The following is a 17,101-nucleotide window of genomic DNA, read 5'->3' as shown; positions in this document are numbered from 1 at the left end:
CTAGTTTTCCTCCCATTTCTTCAAGCAAATTACACCATTATGGCCTCCAAAGCCAAACGAATTACTAATTGTATAGTCCGCTGTAATGTCACGTGCACCTTCTGTGACATAATCTAAATCACAATCTGGATCAGCTACTTGGTAGCCTACTGTCGGATGAGCTTTTCCTTCTTGCAATGTTTGCACACAAGCGATCGCTTCGATACCGCCAGCCGCGCCCAATAAATGTCCAGTCATACTCTTTGTACTTGAAATTGGAATTTGCGATGCTCGCTCACCAAAGACACGCTTGATGGCCGTTGTTTCCGCAGCATCATTCGCTGGGGTTGACGTACCATGAGCATTGATATACCCAATTTGTTCCGGCGTAATCCCTGCTTCCGCAATCGCCATTTCCATCGCAGCAGCCGCGCCACTACCGTCTTTTAAAGGAGCGGTCATGTGGCTAGCATCACAGTTGCTGCCATAACCAACAATTTCGCCGTAGATAGTTGCGCCACGTTTCTGTGCATGCTCGAGTTCTTCTAAAACCAGCATTCCTGCGCCTTCACCCATCACAAAACCTTTTCGTTCTTTATCAAAAGGAATCGAAGCCCGAGTCGCATCTTCTGTTGTATTTAAAGCATTCAATGCTGCAAAGCCTGCAATCCCAATTTCACATACTGTAGCTTCTGTCCCACCAGTTACCATCATGTCCGCTAAACCATATTTAATCGTACGAAAAGCTTCACCAATCGCATTCGTCGCAGAAGCACAAGCAGTCACGATAGTTTGAGAAGGTCCTTTTGCACCTAAACGAATCGAAATATTTCCCGCTGCCATATTAGCAATTACCATGGGCACGAAAAATGGTGTTACGCGTTTTGCGCCTTTTTTATCCATTACCCGTACTTGGTCTTGTAAGGTAGTCATCCCGCCAATCCCACTACCGACAATCACGCCTAAACGAGTCGGGTCAATCGTTGCTTCTGTTAAACCACTCATTTCCCACGCTTCTAAAGCAGCGACCAAGCCATATTGAGAAAATAAGTCCATTCTTTTTTGCTCTTTGCGTTCTAAAACAGCACTTGGGTCAAACTCTTTCACTTCGCCAGCCAAAGCCACCCCAGTATCTTCAGAATCAAATTTAGTAATTTTGCCAATTCCTAGTTTGCCATCCACTAGATTATGCCAAAATTCTTTTACGGTATTGCCTAATGGTGTTACGGCACCCATGCCGGTTATGACCACTCTTTTCATACTGTACCTCCGAGTTTATTTTGATTATCAAACTATTATTTCATGTGGTTTCCAGCACTTTTTCTTAAAAAATAAGAAAAATAGTTTGACTTTCAAAGTATTTTGGTTAATAATTCAGACATCAGGAAAAATGTCTGTTTTTTTCAAGATTGGAAAATTGAGAAGATTTTGTTATCATTCTCACACAGATAATACCAGTTGAAATTTTATTCGTCAACTCAATAAATGTAACTTTTACATTTTGATGAAGAAAAGCCTATTCTATCAACAAAAATTTTTTATTAAAGGAGATTTTATATGTTTTTACAAAATAAGAATGTCGTCGTAATGGGTGTTGCCAACAAAAAAAGTATTGCTTGGGGCTGTGCAAAAGCATTAAAAGATCAAGGGGCCAATGTTATTTATACGTATCAAAACGAACGCATGAAAAAGCAAGTGGTTAAATTAGCAGATGAAAATGATTTGTTGGTGGAGTGCGATGTTGCTTCTGATGCGTCCATTCAAGCAGCCTTTGAAACAATTAAAAATGAAGTGGGCACGATCGATGGACTAGTCCATGCAATTGCTTTTGCCAAAAAAGAAGAATTGTCTGGAAACGTTAGTGACATCACTCGTGATGGTTTCCTATTAGCACAAGATATTAGTAGCTACTCTCTTTTAGCAGTCACTCATTATGCGAAACCTTTGTTAAATCCTGGTTCAGGAATTGTCACATTGACGTATTTAGGTTCCGAACGTGCGATTCCTAACTACAATATGATGGGGATTGCTAAAGCATCTTTAGAAACTGCCGTGAAATATTTAGCTTTTGAATTAGCTGCAGATAAAATTCGTGTCAACGGAATCTCCGCAGGAGCGATTAAAACATTGGCTGTGACTGGTGTAAAAGACTACGATCAATTGATTAGTATTTCTAATGAGCGGACACCAGATAAAACAGGCGTAACCATTGAAGAAGTCGGAAACACTTGTGCCTTTTTAGTCAGTGAACTAGCTAGTGGTGTGGTCGGTGACATCATTTATGTCGATAAAGGCGTTCACTTAACTTAATCATTTTTTGTCTTTATTTTCTATTTATACATTAAAAAACAGAGATTGGACAATCTCTTTCACTCATTGATTGTCCAATTTCTGTTCTATTTTGTACTTTATTCTATAATAAAATTGACAGTTTCAATTCCAAAAACAGTTGTTAGGATTTGATTGACTTGTTCAAAAAGTTCTGGTAAATCTTCCAGTTTATTTTTAGATTGGATTTTTTCAGAACCGTTATCGTAGCTTAAATGATTGTACGCTTCTTTAAAGGTTACTGCTGTGTCTTCTTTTCGATAAAGGATATATTCGTCATCTAGCATATCCATTTGTAGCTCCTGTTTAAATCCATTTCTGGCAACAACAGCAGAAACTAGATGAGCAACAGTTAAGCCATCTAACGGAATGTCCACTCCATTCATTGCTAATGTGTAGACGGTATCTTCCACTAAACCACAGGCGTTACAACCACCACTGGTTAAATCTACTGTACTTGTTATAATTGCCTCTTGCATCGTTTCTTCCCCCATATTGTTTTTTAAAGTTATTCTTTCATTTGTTATTTACGAACGTAATTCACATCATAATCGTCAACTTCAATATAGATATAGATTTTTTTATCAGGCATTTTACTGCGAATGTCTCGTTCAATCGCATTCACAACATCAGGTGCATCTTCTTCCATTGGTTCTACCACATCAATTTTTGCCGCTACTAAAATTTCAGTTGGGCCTAAATGAACGGTCTTTACATCAATTAGTTTTTCAACATCCGCCCGATCAAATGCGGTTTTAATTTTTGCTAAATCTGTAGCGGTCACACTTTCGCCAATAATCAAACTATAAAATTCTTTCGCTAAGAAAATGGCTGCACACATTAATAGTAAACCAATCAGTAAACCACTGATAGCATCAAATGCAGCAATCCCAGTTACCATTGTTAAAAGGGTTCCCACCAAAGCTAAACACAAACCAATAACCGCACAAAAGTCTTCCGTAAAAATAATTAAAATTTCACTGTGACGACTTTCTCGCAAAAATTTTAAGAGCGATAACTTCTCTGTATTCAATTCTTTGATTTCTTTCATCGCTACACGCAAAGAGCTACCTTCCACAAGCAAACCAAAAATTAAAATACCAATGACAATAGCCACATTTTCTACTTCATGAGAGGGATGCAGTAACTTCTGAATAGCCTCCATTACGCCTAACGCGCCCCCACCAAAAAAGAGCATCGTTGCAACAATTGTACTAAAAAAGTATTTTGCACGGCCTTCTCCAAATTGATGTAACGCACTTTGTCCACGAGAAGCGCGCTTATTCCCAAAAAGTAATAACACCTGATTACTACAGTCCACGACACTGTGGATACTTTCATTCATCATAGCGGTACTACCACTTAAAGCAAAACCAACAAATTTACTAATCGCTACTAAAATATTCGCAATCAGTGCGGCAATAACTGCAAACATGCCACTCGATTTTTTTGTCTCCATAATTACCTCCTATATGTAACGTAAAACTAAGATAAACCACCCGTTTATTCATCCATCATTTTACCACTTCTGAGGTATTTGTAAAAAAGAGTTCTCTTAAAATTCAAAAAGAAATGTACTGACTGTTTTAGTTGACCCTCATTTATCGGTGTCCATCCCACTCTTGATAAAATTCCTCCAGATAAAGTTCCATAAATTGATGACGCTTTTCCGCCAATAAGCGACCATAATTTGTATTCATTTGTTCCTTTAACTTTAAAAGTTTCTCATAAAAATGCATAATAGCAGTATCTTCCCCATTCCGGTATTCTTCTTGGGTTAACTGTTCACGAGGTTGTTTGTGAGGATCGTGAATTAAACGGCCTTTATTTCCCGAATAAGCCATCACCCGTGCAATTCCAATTGCGCCGATGGCATCTAGTCGATCCGCATCCTGGACCACTTTTCCTTCTAATGTAGTGACTGTTTTCCCAGTATTTCCTCCTTTAAAGGACATATTAGCAATAATGGAAAGGATGTGATTCGTTTGCTCTGTTGATACGTTATTTGCTTCCAACCATTGTTGCACCTTTAGCAAGCCAGCCTCTTCACTTTCGTTAAATTTTTCATCGCCAATATCATGTAACAATGCTGTTAATATACATAAAAATAAATTTGCTTGTTCTTTCTCTGCAATTGTTTTTGCTAATTGTGTCACTCGATAAATATGCCACCAGTCATGGCCACTTGCTTCGTTGGCTAATTCTTGTTGAACATAACGCTCTGCTGCTTGAATAATTGTTTTTTCTTCAAAACTAAGAGATTCATTTTCAAACATCCTAACACTCCTTTATTCTGGATTTAAAATTTCCACCTGGATAATCCCGCTAGCTTTCAGAAACATATTGGTGACAATCGGACCTACAAAAGAAAATCCTCTTTTTTTTAAGTCTTTTGCTACGTTATCTGACAAAAGCTGTGTGCGTGGGACTTGGTATGCTTCTTCATAAATAGATAAAACGGGGACGTTTTTTACAAATTGCCATAGATAATTGGCAAAACTGCCAAATTCTTCTTGTACTTTTAAAATTGCTTGCGCATTTTTAATGGTTGCTTCAATTTTGCGCCGATTGCGAATCATATCTGGATCAGCTACTATTTGATCGACTTCGTCAGGCAACAGCGCGGCAACTTTTTCCGGCTTCATTTGGCAAAAATTTTTCATGAATGCTACTTTTTTCCCTGCGGCTGCTTTCCAACTTAAACCAACTTGAAAAACACCCACCGTCAACAATAAAAACAGCAAATCATCCTCTCTTGTAGGTTTTCCCCATTGTTCTGTATACCATTGATAGTTGTTCATCGCCGCCTCCTTTTAAGACTGTTCAAATGTTAATAATGCTTGTTTCATTGCTAAACCACCACGGTAACCGGTTAATTGTCCCTTGCTGCCGATGACTCGATGGCAAGGAATGACCATTAATAAAGGATTTTTCCCAATCGCTGTGCCAACTGCTCGAACCGCACGTGGACGCCCAATTTTTTCTGAAATTTCTTGATAAGTCATTGTCTCACCATAAGGGATTTCTTGCAACGCCTGCCAAACTTCTTTTTGAAAGGGCGTTCCTTCGATGTCTATGGGACAAGCAAACGTTGTCGAATGTTGGTTAAGATAACTTATTAATGCTTCTTTATAAGGCGCAGTTTTCTTTTCAGAAGCTTCTAATTGTGCTTGAGGGTACCAGTTTTTCAGCTCTTCTATCGATTGATTGGCTGAACCTACAAAAGCTAGTCCAGCGTCTGTCACACCAAGATAATAGTGATCTTTCTGCCATTCTTGTTGCGCATAATAAATCTTTTTTGCCATATTTCTACACTTCTTTCTCGTGTTTTCTTATCTTCATTATAATTCTTTTGGCTTTCAAAATCTTGCGCTCCTATCACTTTTTACTTGTTTTTATTAGGGATTCTTTTACAATGAAGAAAATGGGAGGTGTGCTTACAATGAAAACAACGTATCGACTTACTCAGAAACGTTGGGAAGCCATTCAAAATAATAATACGCAATTTGATGGTGATTTTTTTTATGGTGTGACCACAACTAAAATTTTTTGTCGTCCTTCGTGCCCTTCCCGTGTGCCCAACAAGAACCACGTTCTGATTTTCAAAACGGCTCAGGAAGCTTTAACACTTGGTTTTCGTCCATGTAAAAGATGTCAACCAACCGGGCAAGTCGTTCCTAATGAGGAATGGGTTGCTCAAATTAAGCAATTTATTGATCGGCATTCAGCGGAACCATTAAGTTTAGACTATTTAGCGCAAGCCTGCCACGGTAGTCCCTTTCATTTGCAGCGAACCTTTAAGGAGCAAACGAAACAAACCCCGTCAGCTTATTTAACAAGTGTCCGAATTAGGCACGCCCAAGAATTGCTTCTCCATTCACCCCTTACGATTCAACAAATCGCGAAAAAAGTTGGCTTCCAAACCGCAGCATATTTTGCCACCACTTTTAAAAAAGAAACAGGCGTAACCCCCTCTGTTTATCGCAGTAAAAATGAGCCGAAAAAATAACATTTCGGCTCATCGGATTATTTATTGGGGCGTGATTGTAGCCATACTACAATCAATTGACTGATTTCTGTTTGCTGTTGCTCATTAGAAATTGTCGCTTTGTTGTCTCCTTTTTGGACACCGTAATTACCAAACCCTGCATGATTCCCACCTTCGATAGATACATACTGCGTATCTTTTGGCAAAAACTGTTTGGCTTTTTGATAGCTAGTCCAATTTAAAACACCATCGTTTGTGGCTGTTATTGACAGAACCGGCAGATTTTGCTTGTTTAGTGCACCTTTTTCGTCAGGATAGCTGGCTAAATAAATCATGCCTTTGATTCGTTGCTCATTTTCCGCTACAAAACGACTAGCCATCACACCACCCAGAGAATGCCCAGCCAAAACGAAGTTTTGTTGTGGATGATCCTTTATAATTTGTTCTGCAGCATTTGGTGCAAGAACCGCTAAATTCAAAGGAAAATGAACAATATAGACATCATAACCTTTCGTAGCAACTTCTTGCGCCCATTCACTATAACTAGCGGGCGCAACCAATGCACCTGGATAAAAAATCAGTGCTGTATCATTTTTTTGCCCGTTTGTGTAATAATCATAGTTTTTTTCTTGCGTGGCACTTTGACTTATTTTTAAGGCCGAATCGGTCGCTTGATACGTACTATTTTTAATAAAAATAGTCAGGCCGATGACTAAGATTACTAAAAAAAGCCCAAGTCCTAGGACAATTTTTTTCCAGCGTGATTTTGTTCTATTTTTCATCTCATTTCCTCCCAATGAAAAAATTCTTCTTTCTGATTCTACCTTTAATAAAAAAAGAACACAACAATAGGAGTTGGTGGAGCAACCCTTTTCTTGCTCCACCAACTCCTAAATAGACTGTTTCTCGACGCCAGGGATTATTTTGTCTCTTTTTCGCCTGCTTCTAAGTAGCTGATAATAACCGTCTCAAATCATCATTTATTTTTCCTACACTTCCCTTATTAAAATAACAATGAAGCTGAAAGCAGAAATATCAACACCGAACAGATCAATAAAGCCCTGTTATTTGATAAAGTATAGTCTAAATAGATATACTCGCCAATGAAAAATACTATCAGAGCTAACGAAGCCCTCAATAAACCAACATTTTCAAAAATATATTCTTTGAAAATGAAGGAAAGGACTCCCAAAATAAGGAATGATAGTAACATTGACTTAACAATAAACCATTGCTTTCTCGCCATTCTACCACTTCTCTCTAATGAAATTAATTATATCGCTTCACTTGAAACCATCAATACACTTTCTTAAACTTTTTCATTAATATATAAATTATTTTTCAACAAACAGTCTTACTTTCATAAATTTGTCTGTTGTAAAAAATAGTAGCATACACTATTTTAAATAGACATAGCTATTATTCTATTTTATAGGGACACATTACTAATATAAGCAAGCATAGTAACAGCCTTATACAATTTAGATAATAAATAACAACCTATTTCATTAACTAAAACAACAATAGTCATAAAAAGGACTGGTTTTTAACAGATACATGTCACAATGTTTTCATGCTATTTATTTAATAGTTGATTCACTAATTAAAAAAATAATTTCTAATTTTCACTTAATATAAATGTAAAAATACCCCATCAGAACATGCTTTTATTCAGTTAGTAAAAAAAACGGTCCAAAATCTAGTCAGCATAGTTATGCGATAAATCATTTTTGAGCTCGAACCACTTCTATTTAAAAATGTGATGAGGTAAGCCTTCACTTTTAATAAAAAAACAATAGGAGTTGGTGAAGCAACCCTTTTCTTGCTCCACCAACTCCTAACTAGACCGTTTCTCGATGCCTTAGATTATTTTGATTCTTTTTCGCCTGCTTCTAAGTAGCTGACATCATTGACTTTATCCAAAGTATACTCGCCATTTTTGTAATGAATCGTTGTAACACTAGCATTCTTCAAACCGCCTTCTGGGACTTTAAAATCATCAAATAAAGTTGCTAACAACGCTGAAATACTCAAGCCATGAGAGACCACTAAAACATTGCCATTCCCAGAATTGGCTGATTCTGTGGCAACAATTTTATCTAAGCCTTTTTTCAAACGTTTGGTAATTGTAGCATAGTCTTCTGCAGGCCAGTTATTCTTGCTTTCCTCGCGCTGTTGATCCAGTTTAGCTACACTGTTGGCAAAGGATTCAGGGGTCATGTTTTTCATAAATTCTTCTAAGGAAACACCTTGATCATCAGCAATATCCTGCCACATTGTCTTGTTTAAATCCCCTTCATAGCTACCAAAATTAAATTCACGTAAATCTGGGTCACGCACGACTTCAAGGTCTTTGCCTGCTTTATTTTGATCTAAAATAAGTTGAGCAGTTTGCAAGGCGCGGCCACTATCACTACTATATGCATTTTGAAAGGCAACATCTTTCAGGCCAATCCCAGTTGCGGTCACAACTTTTTCACCTTCTGGTGTTAAGACCGCATCTGACCATCCTTGTACGCGGTCCGTCGTATTTAACATGGTTTTTCCATGGCGCACAATGTAAAGAGTTAGTTCTTCAGGTTTTGTCTCTTTTTCTTTTGTCGTTGCTTGCTGATTTTTACCACAACCAACCATTACTAAAATGGCCAGAAAAAGCATCCCCACAATCGTCAATCGTTTTTTCATTTTTTATTTCCCCTCATTTTCTACTCAGTTGTTAAGTTTTCACCATTACTAGCGATAACTTGTTTGTACCAATTAAATGATTTTTTCTTAGTTCGTTTCAAGGTTCCCTGACCTTCGTCATCCATGTCTACATAGATAAAGCCGTAACGTTTTTTCATTTCGCCAGTCCCTGCTGAAACTAAGTCAATACAACCCCATGGCGTATAACCAATTAAGTTAACCCCGTCTTCTTCTATTGCGGTTCTCATGGCTTCAATATGTTGTTTAAAATAATCAATGCGGTAATCGTCGACAATCGAGCCATCCTCTTGCAATGTGTCTACCGCGCCAAACCCGTTTTCAACCACAAACAATGGCATATTGTAACGATCTGACAACTGACACAATGAAATTCTTAACCCTAAAGGATCGACAGCCCAGCCCCATTCAGATTCTTGCAAATAAGGATTTTTAACCGCAGGCATTTGGTTGCCTCCGACATATTTTACTTCTTCGGGATAAGCAGTCGAAACGGTCGACATATAATAACTAAACCCGATATAATCAACTGTTCCTTTTTGAATAATCGCTAAATCCTCTGACTCCATTTGAATTGTCATTCCTTCACGCTCAAATTCTTTGAGCTTATGCGCTGGATAATATCCCTTAGCCTGGACATCCATATAAAATTCTTGCTCTCGGTTAAATTGAACAGCTGCCATCACGTCCTCAGGTTTGCAGGACAAAGGATAACTTGGAATATAAGCCACCATCATACCAATTTGGAAATCTGGATTGATGGAATGTCCTAATTCAACTGCTTTCGCACTTGCTACAAATAGATGATGCGCTGCTTGATATTTACTTTGTTTATCATTATTGTGAATCCCAATTTGCGTCCAACTTCTTAAAAAATTAATTTCATTAAAAGTCATCCAATACTTCACTTTATCCTGATAACGCGTAAAAATGGTTTCGCAAAAGAAAACAAAGAAATCAATCACTTCACAATTTTTCCAACCATCATATTCATCGGCCAAATACATCGGAATATCAAAATGGTTAATCGTCACAACGGGCTCAATTCCATGGCGCAGCAAAGTATCAAAAACTTTATCATAAAAGGCTAAGCCTTCTTCATTAATCTCTTTTGTTCCATTTGGGCAAATCCGGCTCCAGGCGATAGACAGCCGAAAACATTTGAAACCCATTTCTGCAAATAAGGCGATATCTTCTTCGTAATGATGGTAAAAGTCCGTCGCTACATGACTAGGGTAGTATAATTCTTCATCGATATAGCCAATCGCTCCTTCGGGTAATGCTTGATCGCGTGTACACGAAGCTTTTTGGCCTTCTTTAGTTAAATACGTAATCCGTCGCGGTTCCGTTTGACTACCACCAGTAATTGCATCTAATGTACTCAGACCTTTGCCTCCTGAAAGGTAGCCACCTTCATATTGGTTAGCAGCTGTTGCGCCGCCCCATAAAAAATTTTCTGGAAATCCCATAAAATCCCTCTTTCCCTCTGTTTTTAGGCATAACAAAGAAACCATCAAGGGAATTGACGCTGGCAGAAGAGTCCTTGTTTTTTCTACCAACGTCAAACGCCCTTTAATAGTTGCTAATTTTATTAATTACTTAAATCTTCACCATTTGTTGCGATTACTTTTTTGTACCAATCAAACGATTTCTTCTTGCTTCGTTTTAACGTACCATTTCCTTCGTTATCGCGATCCACATAGATAAAGCCATAGCGTTTTTTCATTTCACCTGTTCCAGCTGATACTAAATCAATACAGCCCCAAGTCGTATAGCCTAACAAGTCGACACCATCTTGTTCAACGGCATCTTTCATCGCTTGAATATGCGCCGCCAAATAATCGATACGATAATCATCGACTACATCACCATTTTCGTCTGGTGTGTCTACCGCTCCTAAGCCATTTTCAACAATAAATAGTGGTTTTTGATAACGATCATATAAGTCATTCATCGTAATTCTCAAACCAAGCGGATCAATTTGCCAACCCCATTCACTGGCTTTTAAATAAGGATTTTTCACAGAGGCAAAGATGTTACCAGCTGTTTGTTCATTAATTTCTGGATCTGTTGATGTGACACGAGAAGAATAATAAGAGAACGAAATGAAGTCCACCGTATGTTCTTTTAAAAGTTCTTCGTCGCCTTCTTCCATTTCAATTTGAATACCTTTACGGGCCATTTCTTTTAAAGCATACGCAGGGTATTCCCCACGTGATTGGACATCAATAAAGAAATAATTTTCACGATCTGCTTGTCGAGCAGCGAAAACATCTTCTGGTTTACAAGTATAAGCGTAGTTGGAACCAGCCGCTAACATACAACCTACTTGGTTTTCAGGATCTACCTCATGAGCAATTTTTGTCGCAATTGCACTTGCTAGTAGTTCATGATGAGCCGCTTGGTATTTCACTTGTTCTTTGTTTTCGCCTTCTTCAAAGTATAGACCTGCTCCCATAAATGGTGCATGTAAAATCATATTAATTTCGTTAAATGTTAACCAATATTTGACTAAACCTTTATATCGGTTGAAAATTACACGGCAAAGATTTTCATAGAAACCTACTAACTTACGACTACGCCAAGCGCCATATTCTTCCACTAAGTGCATTGGGCAGTCAAAGTGTGTAATCGTTACTAGTGGCTCAATCCCATATTTATGACATTCTTTGAATAAGTCTTCATAGAACTTCAAGCCTTCTTCATTTGGCTCTGTTTCATCTCCCATTGGAAAAATTCGACTCCAAGCAATGGATAAACGGTATGTTTTAAAACCCATTTCACCAAACAAGGCGATGTCTTCTTTATAGCGATGATACATATCAATCGCCTCTTGTGCAGGATAGAAATGTTCTTCATCAAAGTTAAACATTTTCTTTTCACCAGTGATTACTGGAAAACGATCTGGACCAGTTGGCGCTAAATCGACGTTTGCCAAACCGCGTCCACCTTCGTTATAGCCACCTTCACATTGATTGGCTGCTGTTGCGCCACCCCATAAAAAGTCTTTTCTAAATGCCATAAATTCTCTTCCTCCACATCTTTTTATATTAAAGCGGTCAGCAAATCATCACTTGTTGAAACTTCATTACTGCCGACTTCCAAAATATCTAAATAATCCGCTGTATTCGTCACAACGATTGGAATTTGTGTACTAAACCCAGCTTTTTTTATTCCTTCTAAATCAAAGGTTACTAATGTTTGACCTTTTTTCACGCGGTCACCTTGTTTTACAAAAGCTTCAAAGCCTTCGCCTTCTAATTGAACTGTATCAATCCCAATATGAATCAATAATTCTGTGCCGTTATCTGAAATCAAACCTAATGCATGTTTTGTTGGGAATAGTGTGACAATCGTTCCATCAAAGGGTGCAACCACTTTACCTTCCGTTGGTTCAATCACGACCCCATTTCCTAAAGCTCCATTTGCAAAAGCAGGATCCTCTGCATTTTTTAAAGATAACACTCGTCCTTTGACTGGACTTGTAATATTTTCTTTTTTAATCGTTGTTTTATCAATAATCACTTCTTCTTCCTCAACTGTATTGTCTTTCCAGAAGAAGAATGTTAGACCAAAACCAACGACCGCTGCAATGGCAATTGCAATAAAGGACTGAATCATCCCACTTGCATCATCACCATTGATAAAGTTTAGCACACCGAAAATTCCTAAACCACCCATTGTATATGCTGTCACATTATTGATCATCAAATATAAACCACCGACAGCGCCACCAATCATTGAATAAATAAATGGCCATTTTTTCGGTAAAGTGATTCCATAAATTGCTGGCTCTGTTACACCAAAAATACCAGAGATAATTGCTGGCGGACACAAAGCTTTTAACTTTTTATCTTTCAATTTGAAGAACATCGCTAAAACAACCGCTGTTTGCGCAAAACTAGCTGCAAATGATCCCGTTAATACTTGGCTTGAACCTTCTTGTGTCACTTGCATAATAGCTAATGGCACAACGCTCCAATGTAAACCAAAAATAACTAAGACTTGCCAGAAGAAACCAAGAATCAAACCATACAAAGCTGGTGAGAAACTCATTAATGCTGTAAAGCCAGCGCTTAATAAATCTGTTAGCATGCTAACGATTGGCCCAATTACTAAGAAACCAATTGGTAAGGCAATCAACAAGACGAAAAACGGTACTAAGAACGTTTGAACAACTTCTGGAATAATACGTTTAAACACTTTTTGAACTTGTGCCGCAAAAGCAATAATGAAGATGATTGGTACGACACTACTTGTATAGTTCGCACCGACCCAAGGAATCCCCATAAATGTATCATAGGCAGGTAAGCCGAATAAATTATACGGCGCTGCGGCTCCCGCACCCGCTGTTGTTTCAAAGGCCGTTTGTAATGCACTTCCTTGAATCGTTGGGTAACATAAAGCTGCGCCAATCACGATCCCTACCATTGGATGCAACCGGAATTTTTTAGCTGCTGTATAACCTAAAATAACTGGCATAAAGTAGAAAATTGCATCGCCAATCCCATTTAACATGGTATAAGTCCCTGACGTAGCCGTATAGAGCTTTAAGAAAACCAATAAGGCATTTAACCCTTTGACCATCCCAGCCGCTGCTAACGCCCCTAAAAAGGGTTGGAAACAACCACTTAAAATATCTATTAAGCGATCAAATAAATTCCCACGGGAAGCTTCTTCTTCACGTTCTCCTGACAAGCCTGCAATACTAACTACTTCTTCGTAAACGGCTGGAACATGGTTCCCAATAACGACTTGGTATTGTCCACCGCTTTTCATAACAGTTACCACACCGTCCATATTTTTTAAGACATCATCATTCGCTTGACTCTCATCTTTTAATTTGAAGCGAAGACGTGTGATACAATGTGTCAAACTATTAATATTCTCTTGCCCACCGACATTTTTTACAATTTTTTCTGCTAGTTCATGATATTTTCCCATCTTTTTTTCCTCCAAAAATTTATTTTCATTTGAAGGTTTAGCCAACTGAATGTCACTATCCAAAGTGGTGCGTTTATTGTTCCGTTGTTTGTACAATTCGTGCAATGTGAATCGTTAGGTACAAGCGTTCTTCATTTGAAACTTGATAGTCATAGTTCTCATTTAAATACAAGCTGATCTTTTCCACGCAACGATAGGCGTTGAGATATTTCTTTTTAATTACCGCATACAGTTCTTCATCATCATTTTCGACAACTTCACGTTGGTGTAATAAGCGATAACAGAAAAATTTTAAATGTGTGCTAAATCGATAAAAGTAGACAGAGTCTTCATCAAAACTTACCTTAAAATAGTATTTGACGATATTTGTAATCTCTTGCATCAACTTTGTCAATTCGTAAATATTACCGACTTCTTCCTCCATCTCCGCATTTACCAAGTGCAATGCGATAAAACCTGCCTCATCCGTTGACAATTCCATTCCTACGCGCTTTTGTACCATTTTTAAAGCATTTACTCCTACTTCGTACTCTTCAGGAAAAAAACGTTTAATATCCCATAATAATAAATTCTTAATTTCAATTCCTTGTTTTTTTCTTTCTAAAGCTGTGTACAAATGATCCGTCAGAGAAATATAAATGGTATCATTCAAACTCTTTTTCAACGTTGATTTTGCATAAACAATAATGTCATCCGAGAGTTTCATCATCTCTAAAGGAATATTTCCTAACAATTCTTGAAACTTAAGTGATGTTTCTTGATTGGCTAAATAAAAAACTTGATCGATACTTTCATCAGGAACCCAATCCCCAATGCGTTTCTTAAAAGCAATTCCTTTGCCCATAACAATTTGCTCTCGTTTATCATCATCTAATGTAATAACCACATTATTGTTTAAAATTTTGTGAATAATCAATGCCCCACCTCCTTTGTGTTTCGTTGAAAAAAGAAAAACCCAATTTCTTCAAAAAGAACGACACACCTGTCGCTTCATGAAAAAATTAGGTTTAGCTTGTCTTTAAACAATCACTATCCATCTATTTACTTATCCCTACATTCAAAGAATAACATATTTACAACAAATGTCAACGCTTTCAACGACATTTTTTTGTAATAAAAATAAAAAAAGCATACAAACAATGTTTGTATGCTTCACTATGACCCGTACGGGACTCGAACCCGTGTTACCGCCGTGAAAGGGCGGTGTCTTAACCGCTTGACCAACGGGCCATTAAAAAGAAAAAACGGAGAAGGAGGGATTTGAACCCTCGCGCCGGTTTCCCGACCTACACCCTTAGCAGGGGCGCCTCTTCAGCCACTTGAGTACTTCCCCAAGAAATAAATGGGCCTAAATGGACTCGAACCATCGACCTCACGCTTATCAGGCGTGCGCTCTAACCAGCTGAGCTATAGGCCCCAAATAAGAAAAAAGCGGGTGACGAGAATCGAACTCGCGACAACAGCTTGGAAGGCTGTGGTTTTACCACTAAACTACACCCGCAAATTTTTCTTGGATGGCGCGGGACAGAATCGAACTGCCGACACATGGAGCTTCAATCCATTGCTCTACCAACTGAGCTACCGAGCCAAAAACGGTCTGGACGGGACTCGAACCCGCGACCTCCTGCGTGACAGGCAGGCATTCTAACCAGCTGAACTACCAAACCAATTCGTTTTTGCTTTATGCAAATGTATGCTTTAAAAAATAAAAGCAATTGCGGGGGCAGGATTTGAACCTACGACCTTCGGGTTATGAGCCCGACGAGCTACCTGACTGCTCCACCCCGCGATAATTAGACTAAGGAAACTTAATTCCTAAGAAAGGAGGATAAGGGATTCGAACCCTTGCACGGTTTTACCCGCCTGACGGTTTTCAAGACCGTTCCCTTCAGCCGGACTTGGGTAATCCTCCGTAACAAAACTATGACCCGTACGGGACTCGAACCCGTGTTACCGCCGTGAAAGGGCGGTGTCTTAACCGCTTGACCAACGGGCCATTTTATAAAATTATGGGCCTAAATGGACTCGAACCATCGACCTCACGCTTATCAGGCGTGCGCTCTAACCAGCTGAGCTATAGGCCCAAAAAGAAAAGCGGGTGACGAGAATCGAACTCGCGACAACAGCTTGGAAGGCTGTGGTTTTACCACTAAACTACACCCGCATGGCGGTCTGGACGGGACTCGAACCCGCGACCTCCTGCGTGACAGGCAGGCATTCTAACCAGCTGAACTACCAAACCATACTTTTCTTTTTATGTGCTTTTGAAATCAAAAGCAATTGCGGGGGCAGGATTTGAACCTACGACCTTCGGGTTATGAGCCCGACGAGCTACCTGACTGCTCCACCCCGCGATAATTAGACTAAGGAAACTTAATTCCTAAGAAAGGAGGATAAGGGATTCGAACCCTTGCACGGTTTTACCCGCCTGACGGTTTTCAAGACCGTTCCCTTCAGCCGGACTTGGGTAATCCTCCATGATAAAAATAAAACTATAAACAACGTCACAATGGACCTTGTAGGACTCGAACCTACGACCGGACGGTTATGAGCCGTCTGCTCTAACCAACTGAGCTAAAGGTCCAGGCTCTTCCAAATGTATAATCGCGGCGGAGGGGATCGAACCCCCGACCTCCCGGGTATGAACCGGACGCTCTAGCCAGCTGAGCTACACCGCGAAACTCTTATATTAAAATAAGAATGGAGCCTAGCGGGATCGAACCGCTGACCTCCTGCGTGCAAAGCAGGCGCTCTCCCAGCTGAGCTAAGGCCCCATGAAAATTATTATCGGGAAGACAGGATTCGAACCTGCGACCCCTTGGTCCCAAACCAAGTGCTCTACCAAGCTGAGCTACTTCCCGTATATAACTAATGCACCCAAAGGGAGTCGAACCCCTAACCTTTTGATTCGTAGTCAAACACTCTATCCAGTTGAGCTATGGGTGCTAAATATAAAACAATGCCGAGGACCGGAATCGAACCGGTACGGTGATCACTCACCGCAGGATTTTAAGTCCTGTGCGTCTGCCAGTTCCGCCACCCCGGCGTAATGAATTGGCTAAGCGGAAAACGGGGTTCGAACCCGCGACCCCCACCTTGGCAAGGTGGTGCTCTACCACTGAGCTATTTCCGCAAAATGGTGCCGGCTAAAGGACTTGA

General features: G+C 39.3%; 14 protein-coding genes and 22 tRNA genes (1 of these 36 cut by a window edge). 2 read left to right on the top strand and 34 right to left on the bottom strand.

Features of this window, described 5'->3' with window-relative positions; all coding sequences use genetic code 11:
* Complete coding sequence (gene fabF / locus IGL17_RS01220; RefSeq protein ID WP_002358339.1) at window positions 1-1,239, bottom strand: beta-ketoacyl-ACP synthase II; 1,239 nt, start codon at window positions 1,237-1,239, stop codon at window positions 1-3.
* 297 nt (window positions 1,240-1,536) lie between these two features.
* Between fabF and fabI the strand changes: the two genes are divergently transcribed.
* Entirely contained in the window at window positions 1,537-2,289 is a 753-nt protein-coding gene (gene fabI / locus IGL17_RS01215; RefSeq protein WP_002358338.1) for an enoyl-ACP reductase FabI, read from the top strand.
* A 98-nt stretch (window positions 2,290-2,387) separates the two neighbouring features.
* On the opposite strand, the gene IGL17_RS01210 is transcribed toward fabI, so the two are convergent.
* The 5 genes from IGL17_RS01210 to IGL17_RS01190 all read right to left on the bottom strand — a co-directional run bounded on the left by IGL17_RS01210 (window position 2,388) and on the right by IGL17_RS01190 (window position 5,612).
* Complete coding sequence (locus tag IGL17_RS01210; protein ID WP_002355192.1) at window positions 2,388-2,801, bottom strand: DUF4809 family protein; 414 nt, start codon at window positions 2,799-2,801, stop codon at window positions 2,388-2,390.
* Window positions 2,802-2,830: 29 nt separating this feature from the next.
* Window positions 2,831-3,766: a cation diffusion facilitator family transporter gene (locus IGL17_RS01205; RefSeq protein ID WP_002355191.1), complete on the bottom strand. Its 936-nt coding sequence runs from the start codon at window positions 3,764-3,766 to the stop codon at window positions 2,831-2,833.
* 142 nt (window positions 3,767-3,908) lie between these two features.
* Window positions 3,909-4,583 (bottom strand): HD domain-containing protein, encoded by a 675-nt coding sequence (locus tag IGL17_RS01200; protein WP_016618195.1) that lies wholly within the window; start codon window positions 4,581-4,583, stop codon window positions 3,909-3,911.
* 12 nt (window positions 4,584-4,595) lie between these two features.
* On the bottom strand, window positions 4,596-5,108 hold the full coding sequence (locus tag IGL17_RS01195; protein WP_002408650.1) for a DNA-3-methyladenine glycosylase I: 513 nt from the start codon (window positions 5,106-5,108) through the stop codon (window positions 4,596-4,598).
* A gap of 12 nt (window positions 5,109-5,120) precedes the next feature.
* Window positions 5,121-5,612 (bottom strand): methylated-DNA--[protein]-cysteine S-methyltransferase, encoded by a 492-nt coding sequence (locus IGL17_RS01190; RefSeq protein ID WP_010713611.1) that lies wholly within the window; start codon window positions 5,610-5,612, stop codon window positions 5,121-5,123.
* Between the two features lie 110 nt (window positions 5,613-5,722).
* On the opposite strand from IGL17_RS01190, the gene IGL17_RS01185 reads away from it, so the two are divergent.
* Window positions 5,723-6,316 carry a bifunctional transcriptional activator/DNA repair enzyme AdaA gene (locus IGL17_RS01185; protein ID WP_016618196.1) on the top strand — a complete coding sequence of 198 codons (594 nt, stop codon included), beginning with the start codon at window positions 5,723-5,725 and terminating at the stop codon, window positions 6,314-6,316.
* Window positions 6,317-6,333: 17 nt separating this feature from the next.
* Here IGL17_RS01185 and IGL17_RS01180 read toward each other — a convergent pair whose 3' ends face one another.
* The 28 genes from IGL17_RS01180 to IGL17_RS01045 all read right to left on the bottom strand — a co-directional run.
* Window positions 6,334-7,077 (bottom strand): alpha/beta hydrolase, encoded by a 744-nt coding sequence (locus tag IGL17_RS01180; RefSeq protein ID WP_016618197.1) that lies wholly within the window; start codon window positions 7,075-7,077, stop codon window positions 6,334-6,336.
* Window positions 7,078-8,161: 1,084 nt separating this feature from the next.
* Window positions 8,162-8,980 (bottom strand): histidine phosphatase family protein, encoded by an 819-nt coding sequence (locus IGL17_RS01175; protein ID WP_002355185.1) that lies wholly within the window; start codon window positions 8,978-8,980, stop codon window positions 8,162-8,164.
* Between the two features lie 20 nt (window positions 8,981-9,000).
* Window positions 9,001-10,467, bottom strand: a complete 1,467-nt coding sequence (locus IGL17_RS01170; protein ID WP_025193338.1) for a glycoside hydrolase family 1 protein — start codon at window positions 10,465-10,467, stop codon at window positions 9,001-9,003.
* A 122-nt stretch (window positions 10,468-10,589) separates the two neighbouring features.
* On the bottom strand, window positions 10,590-12,020 hold the full coding sequence (locus IGL17_RS01165; protein WP_002375743.1) for a 6-phospho-beta-glucosidase: 1,431 nt from the start codon (window positions 12,018-12,020) through the stop codon (window positions 10,590-10,592).
* A 23-nt stretch (window positions 12,021-12,043) separates the two neighbouring features.
* Window positions 12,044-13,942, bottom strand: coding sequence for a beta-glucoside-specific PTS transporter subunit IIABC (locus tag IGL17_RS01160; RefSeq protein WP_033624229.1), 1,899 nt, complete (start codon window positions 13,940-13,942; stop codon window positions 12,044-12,046).
* A 73-nt stretch (window positions 13,943-14,015) separates the two neighbouring features.
* Window positions 14,016-14,858, bottom strand: coding sequence for a BglG family transcription antiterminator LicT (licT, locus tag IGL17_RS01155; protein WP_033624230.1), 843 nt, complete (start codon window positions 14,856-14,858; stop codon window positions 14,016-14,018).
* A 242-nt stretch (window positions 14,859-15,100) separates the two neighbouring features.
* A tRNA-Glu gene (locus IGL17_RS01150) sits at window positions 15,101-15,172 on the bottom strand.
* A 15-nt stretch (window positions 15,173-15,187) separates the two neighbouring features.
* Window positions 15,188-15,275: transfer RNA gene (locus tag IGL17_RS01145), tRNA-Ser, on the bottom strand.
* Between the two features lie 10 nt (window positions 15,276-15,285).
* A tRNA-Ile gene (locus IGL17_RS01140) sits at window positions 15,286-15,359 on the bottom strand.
* A 13-nt stretch (window positions 15,360-15,372) separates the two neighbouring features.
* Window positions 15,373-15,443, bottom strand: a tRNA-Gly gene (locus IGL17_RS01135).
* Window positions 15,444-15,457: 14 nt separating this feature from the next.
* Window positions 15,458-15,530 (bottom strand) — tRNA-Phe (locus IGL17_RS01130).
* 5 nt (window positions 15,531-15,535) lie between these two features.
* Window positions 15,536-15,609: transfer RNA gene (locus IGL17_RS01125), tRNA-Asp, on the bottom strand.
* A 48-nt stretch (window positions 15,610-15,657) separates the two neighbouring features.
* Window positions 15,658-15,731: transfer RNA gene (locus tag IGL17_RS01120), tRNA-Met, on the bottom strand.
* Between the two features lie 33 nt (window positions 15,732-15,764).
* Window positions 15,765-15,854, bottom strand: a tRNA-Ser gene (locus IGL17_RS01115).
* A gap of 12 nt (window positions 15,855-15,866) precedes the next feature.
* Window positions 15,867-15,938, bottom strand: a tRNA-Glu gene (locus tag IGL17_RS01110).
* Between the two features lie 14 nt (window positions 15,939-15,952).
* Window positions 15,953-16,026: transfer RNA gene (locus IGL17_RS01105), tRNA-Ile, on the bottom strand.
* 9 nt (window positions 16,027-16,035) lie between these two features.
* Window positions 16,036-16,106, bottom strand: a tRNA-Gly gene (locus IGL17_RS01100).
* Between the two features lies 1 nt (window position 16,107).
* Window positions 16,108-16,184, bottom strand: a tRNA-Asp gene (locus IGL17_RS01095).
* Window positions 16,185-16,222: 38 nt separating this feature from the next.
* A tRNA-Met gene (locus tag IGL17_RS01090) sits at window positions 16,223-16,296 on the bottom strand.
* Window positions 16,297-16,329: 33 nt separating this feature from the next.
* Window positions 16,330-16,419, bottom strand: a tRNA-Ser gene (locus IGL17_RS01085).
* Window positions 16,420-16,452: 33 nt separating this feature from the next.
* A tRNA-Ile gene (locus IGL17_RS01080) sits at window positions 16,453-16,526 on the bottom strand.
* A 20-nt stretch (window positions 16,527-16,546) separates the two neighbouring features.
* Window positions 16,547-16,620 (bottom strand) — tRNA-Met (locus tag IGL17_RS01075).
* A gap of 23 nt (window positions 16,621-16,643) precedes the next feature.
* Window positions 16,644-16,716 (bottom strand) — tRNA-Ala (locus IGL17_RS01070).
* A 13-nt stretch (window positions 16,717-16,729) separates the two neighbouring features.
* Window positions 16,730-16,803: transfer RNA gene (locus tag IGL17_RS01065), tRNA-Pro, on the bottom strand.
* An 11-nt stretch (window positions 16,804-16,814) separates the two neighbouring features.
* Window positions 16,815-16,888, bottom strand: a tRNA-Arg gene (locus tag IGL17_RS01060).
* A gap of 14 nt (window positions 16,889-16,902) precedes the next feature.
* Window positions 16,903-16,988, bottom strand: a tRNA-Leu gene (locus tag IGL17_RS01055).
* A 15-nt stretch (window positions 16,989-17,003) separates the two neighbouring features.
* Window positions 17,004-17,075: transfer RNA gene (locus tag IGL17_RS01050), tRNA-Gly, on the bottom strand.
* Window positions 17,076-17,079: 4 nt separating this feature from the next.
* Window positions 17,080-17,101, bottom strand: a tRNA-Thr gene (locus tag IGL17_RS01045); it runs 54 nt beyond the window's last position.

This window comes from Enterococcus sp. AZ088, from assembly GCF_051714845.1.
Classification (GTDB): Bacteria; Bacillota; Bacilli; order Lactobacillales; family Enterococcaceae; genus Enterococcus; species Enterococcus faecalis.
The sequence above is the reverse complement of the archived record's forward strand: the minus strand, read 5'-3'. Positions and strand labels throughout refer to the sequence as shown.

Coding starts and splice junctions, on each gene's coding strand:
- IGL17_RS01200 (WP_016618195.1), bottom strand. CDS start 4,583: ATGTTTGAAAATGAATCTCTTAGTTTTGAAGAAAAAACAATTATTCAA.
- IGL17_RS01205 (WP_002355191.1), bottom strand. CDS start 3,766: ATGGAGACAAAAAAATCGAGTGGCATGTTTGCAGTTATTGCCGCACTG.
- fabI (WP_002358338.1), top strand. CDS start 1,537: ATGTTTTTACAAAATAAGAATGTCGTCGTAATGGGTGTTGCCAACAAA.
- IGL17_RS01190 (WP_010713611.1), bottom strand. CDS start 5,612: ATGGCAAAAAAGATTTATTATGCGCAACAAGAATGGCAGAAAGATCAC.
- IGL17_RS01160 (WP_033624229.1), bottom strand. CDS start 13,942: ATGGGAAAATATCATGAACTAGCAGAAAAAATTGTAAAAAATGTCGGT.
- IGL17_RS01175 (WP_002355185.1), bottom strand. CDS start 8,980: ATGAAAAAACGATTGACGATTGTGGGGATGCTTTTTCTGGCCATTTTA.
- IGL17_RS01165 (WP_002375743.1), bottom strand. CDS start 12,020: ATGGCATTTAGAAAAGACTTTTTATGGGGTGGCGCAACAGCAGCCAAT.
- IGL17_RS01170 (WP_025193338.1), bottom strand. CDS start 10,467: ATGGGATTTCCAGAAAATTTTTTATGGGGCGGCGCAACAGCTGCTAAC.
- IGL17_RS01185 (WP_016618196.1), top strand. CDS start 5,723: ATGAAGAAAATGGGAGGTGTGCTTACAATGAAAACAACGTATCGACTT.
- IGL17_RS01210 (WP_002355192.1), bottom strand. CDS start 2,801: ATGGGGGAAGAAACGATGCAAGAGGCAATTATAACAAGTACAGTAGAT.
- IGL17_RS01195 (WP_002408650.1), bottom strand. CDS start 5,108: ATGAACAACTATCAATGGTATACAGAACAATGGGGAAAACCTACAAGA.
- IGL17_RS01180 (WP_016618197.1), bottom strand. CDS start 7,077: ATGAAAAATAGAACAAAATCACGCTGGAAAAAAATTGTCCTAGGACTT.
- fabF (WP_002358339.1), bottom strand. CDS start 1,239: ATGAAAAGAGTGGTCATAACCGGCATGGGTGCCGTAACACCATTAGGC.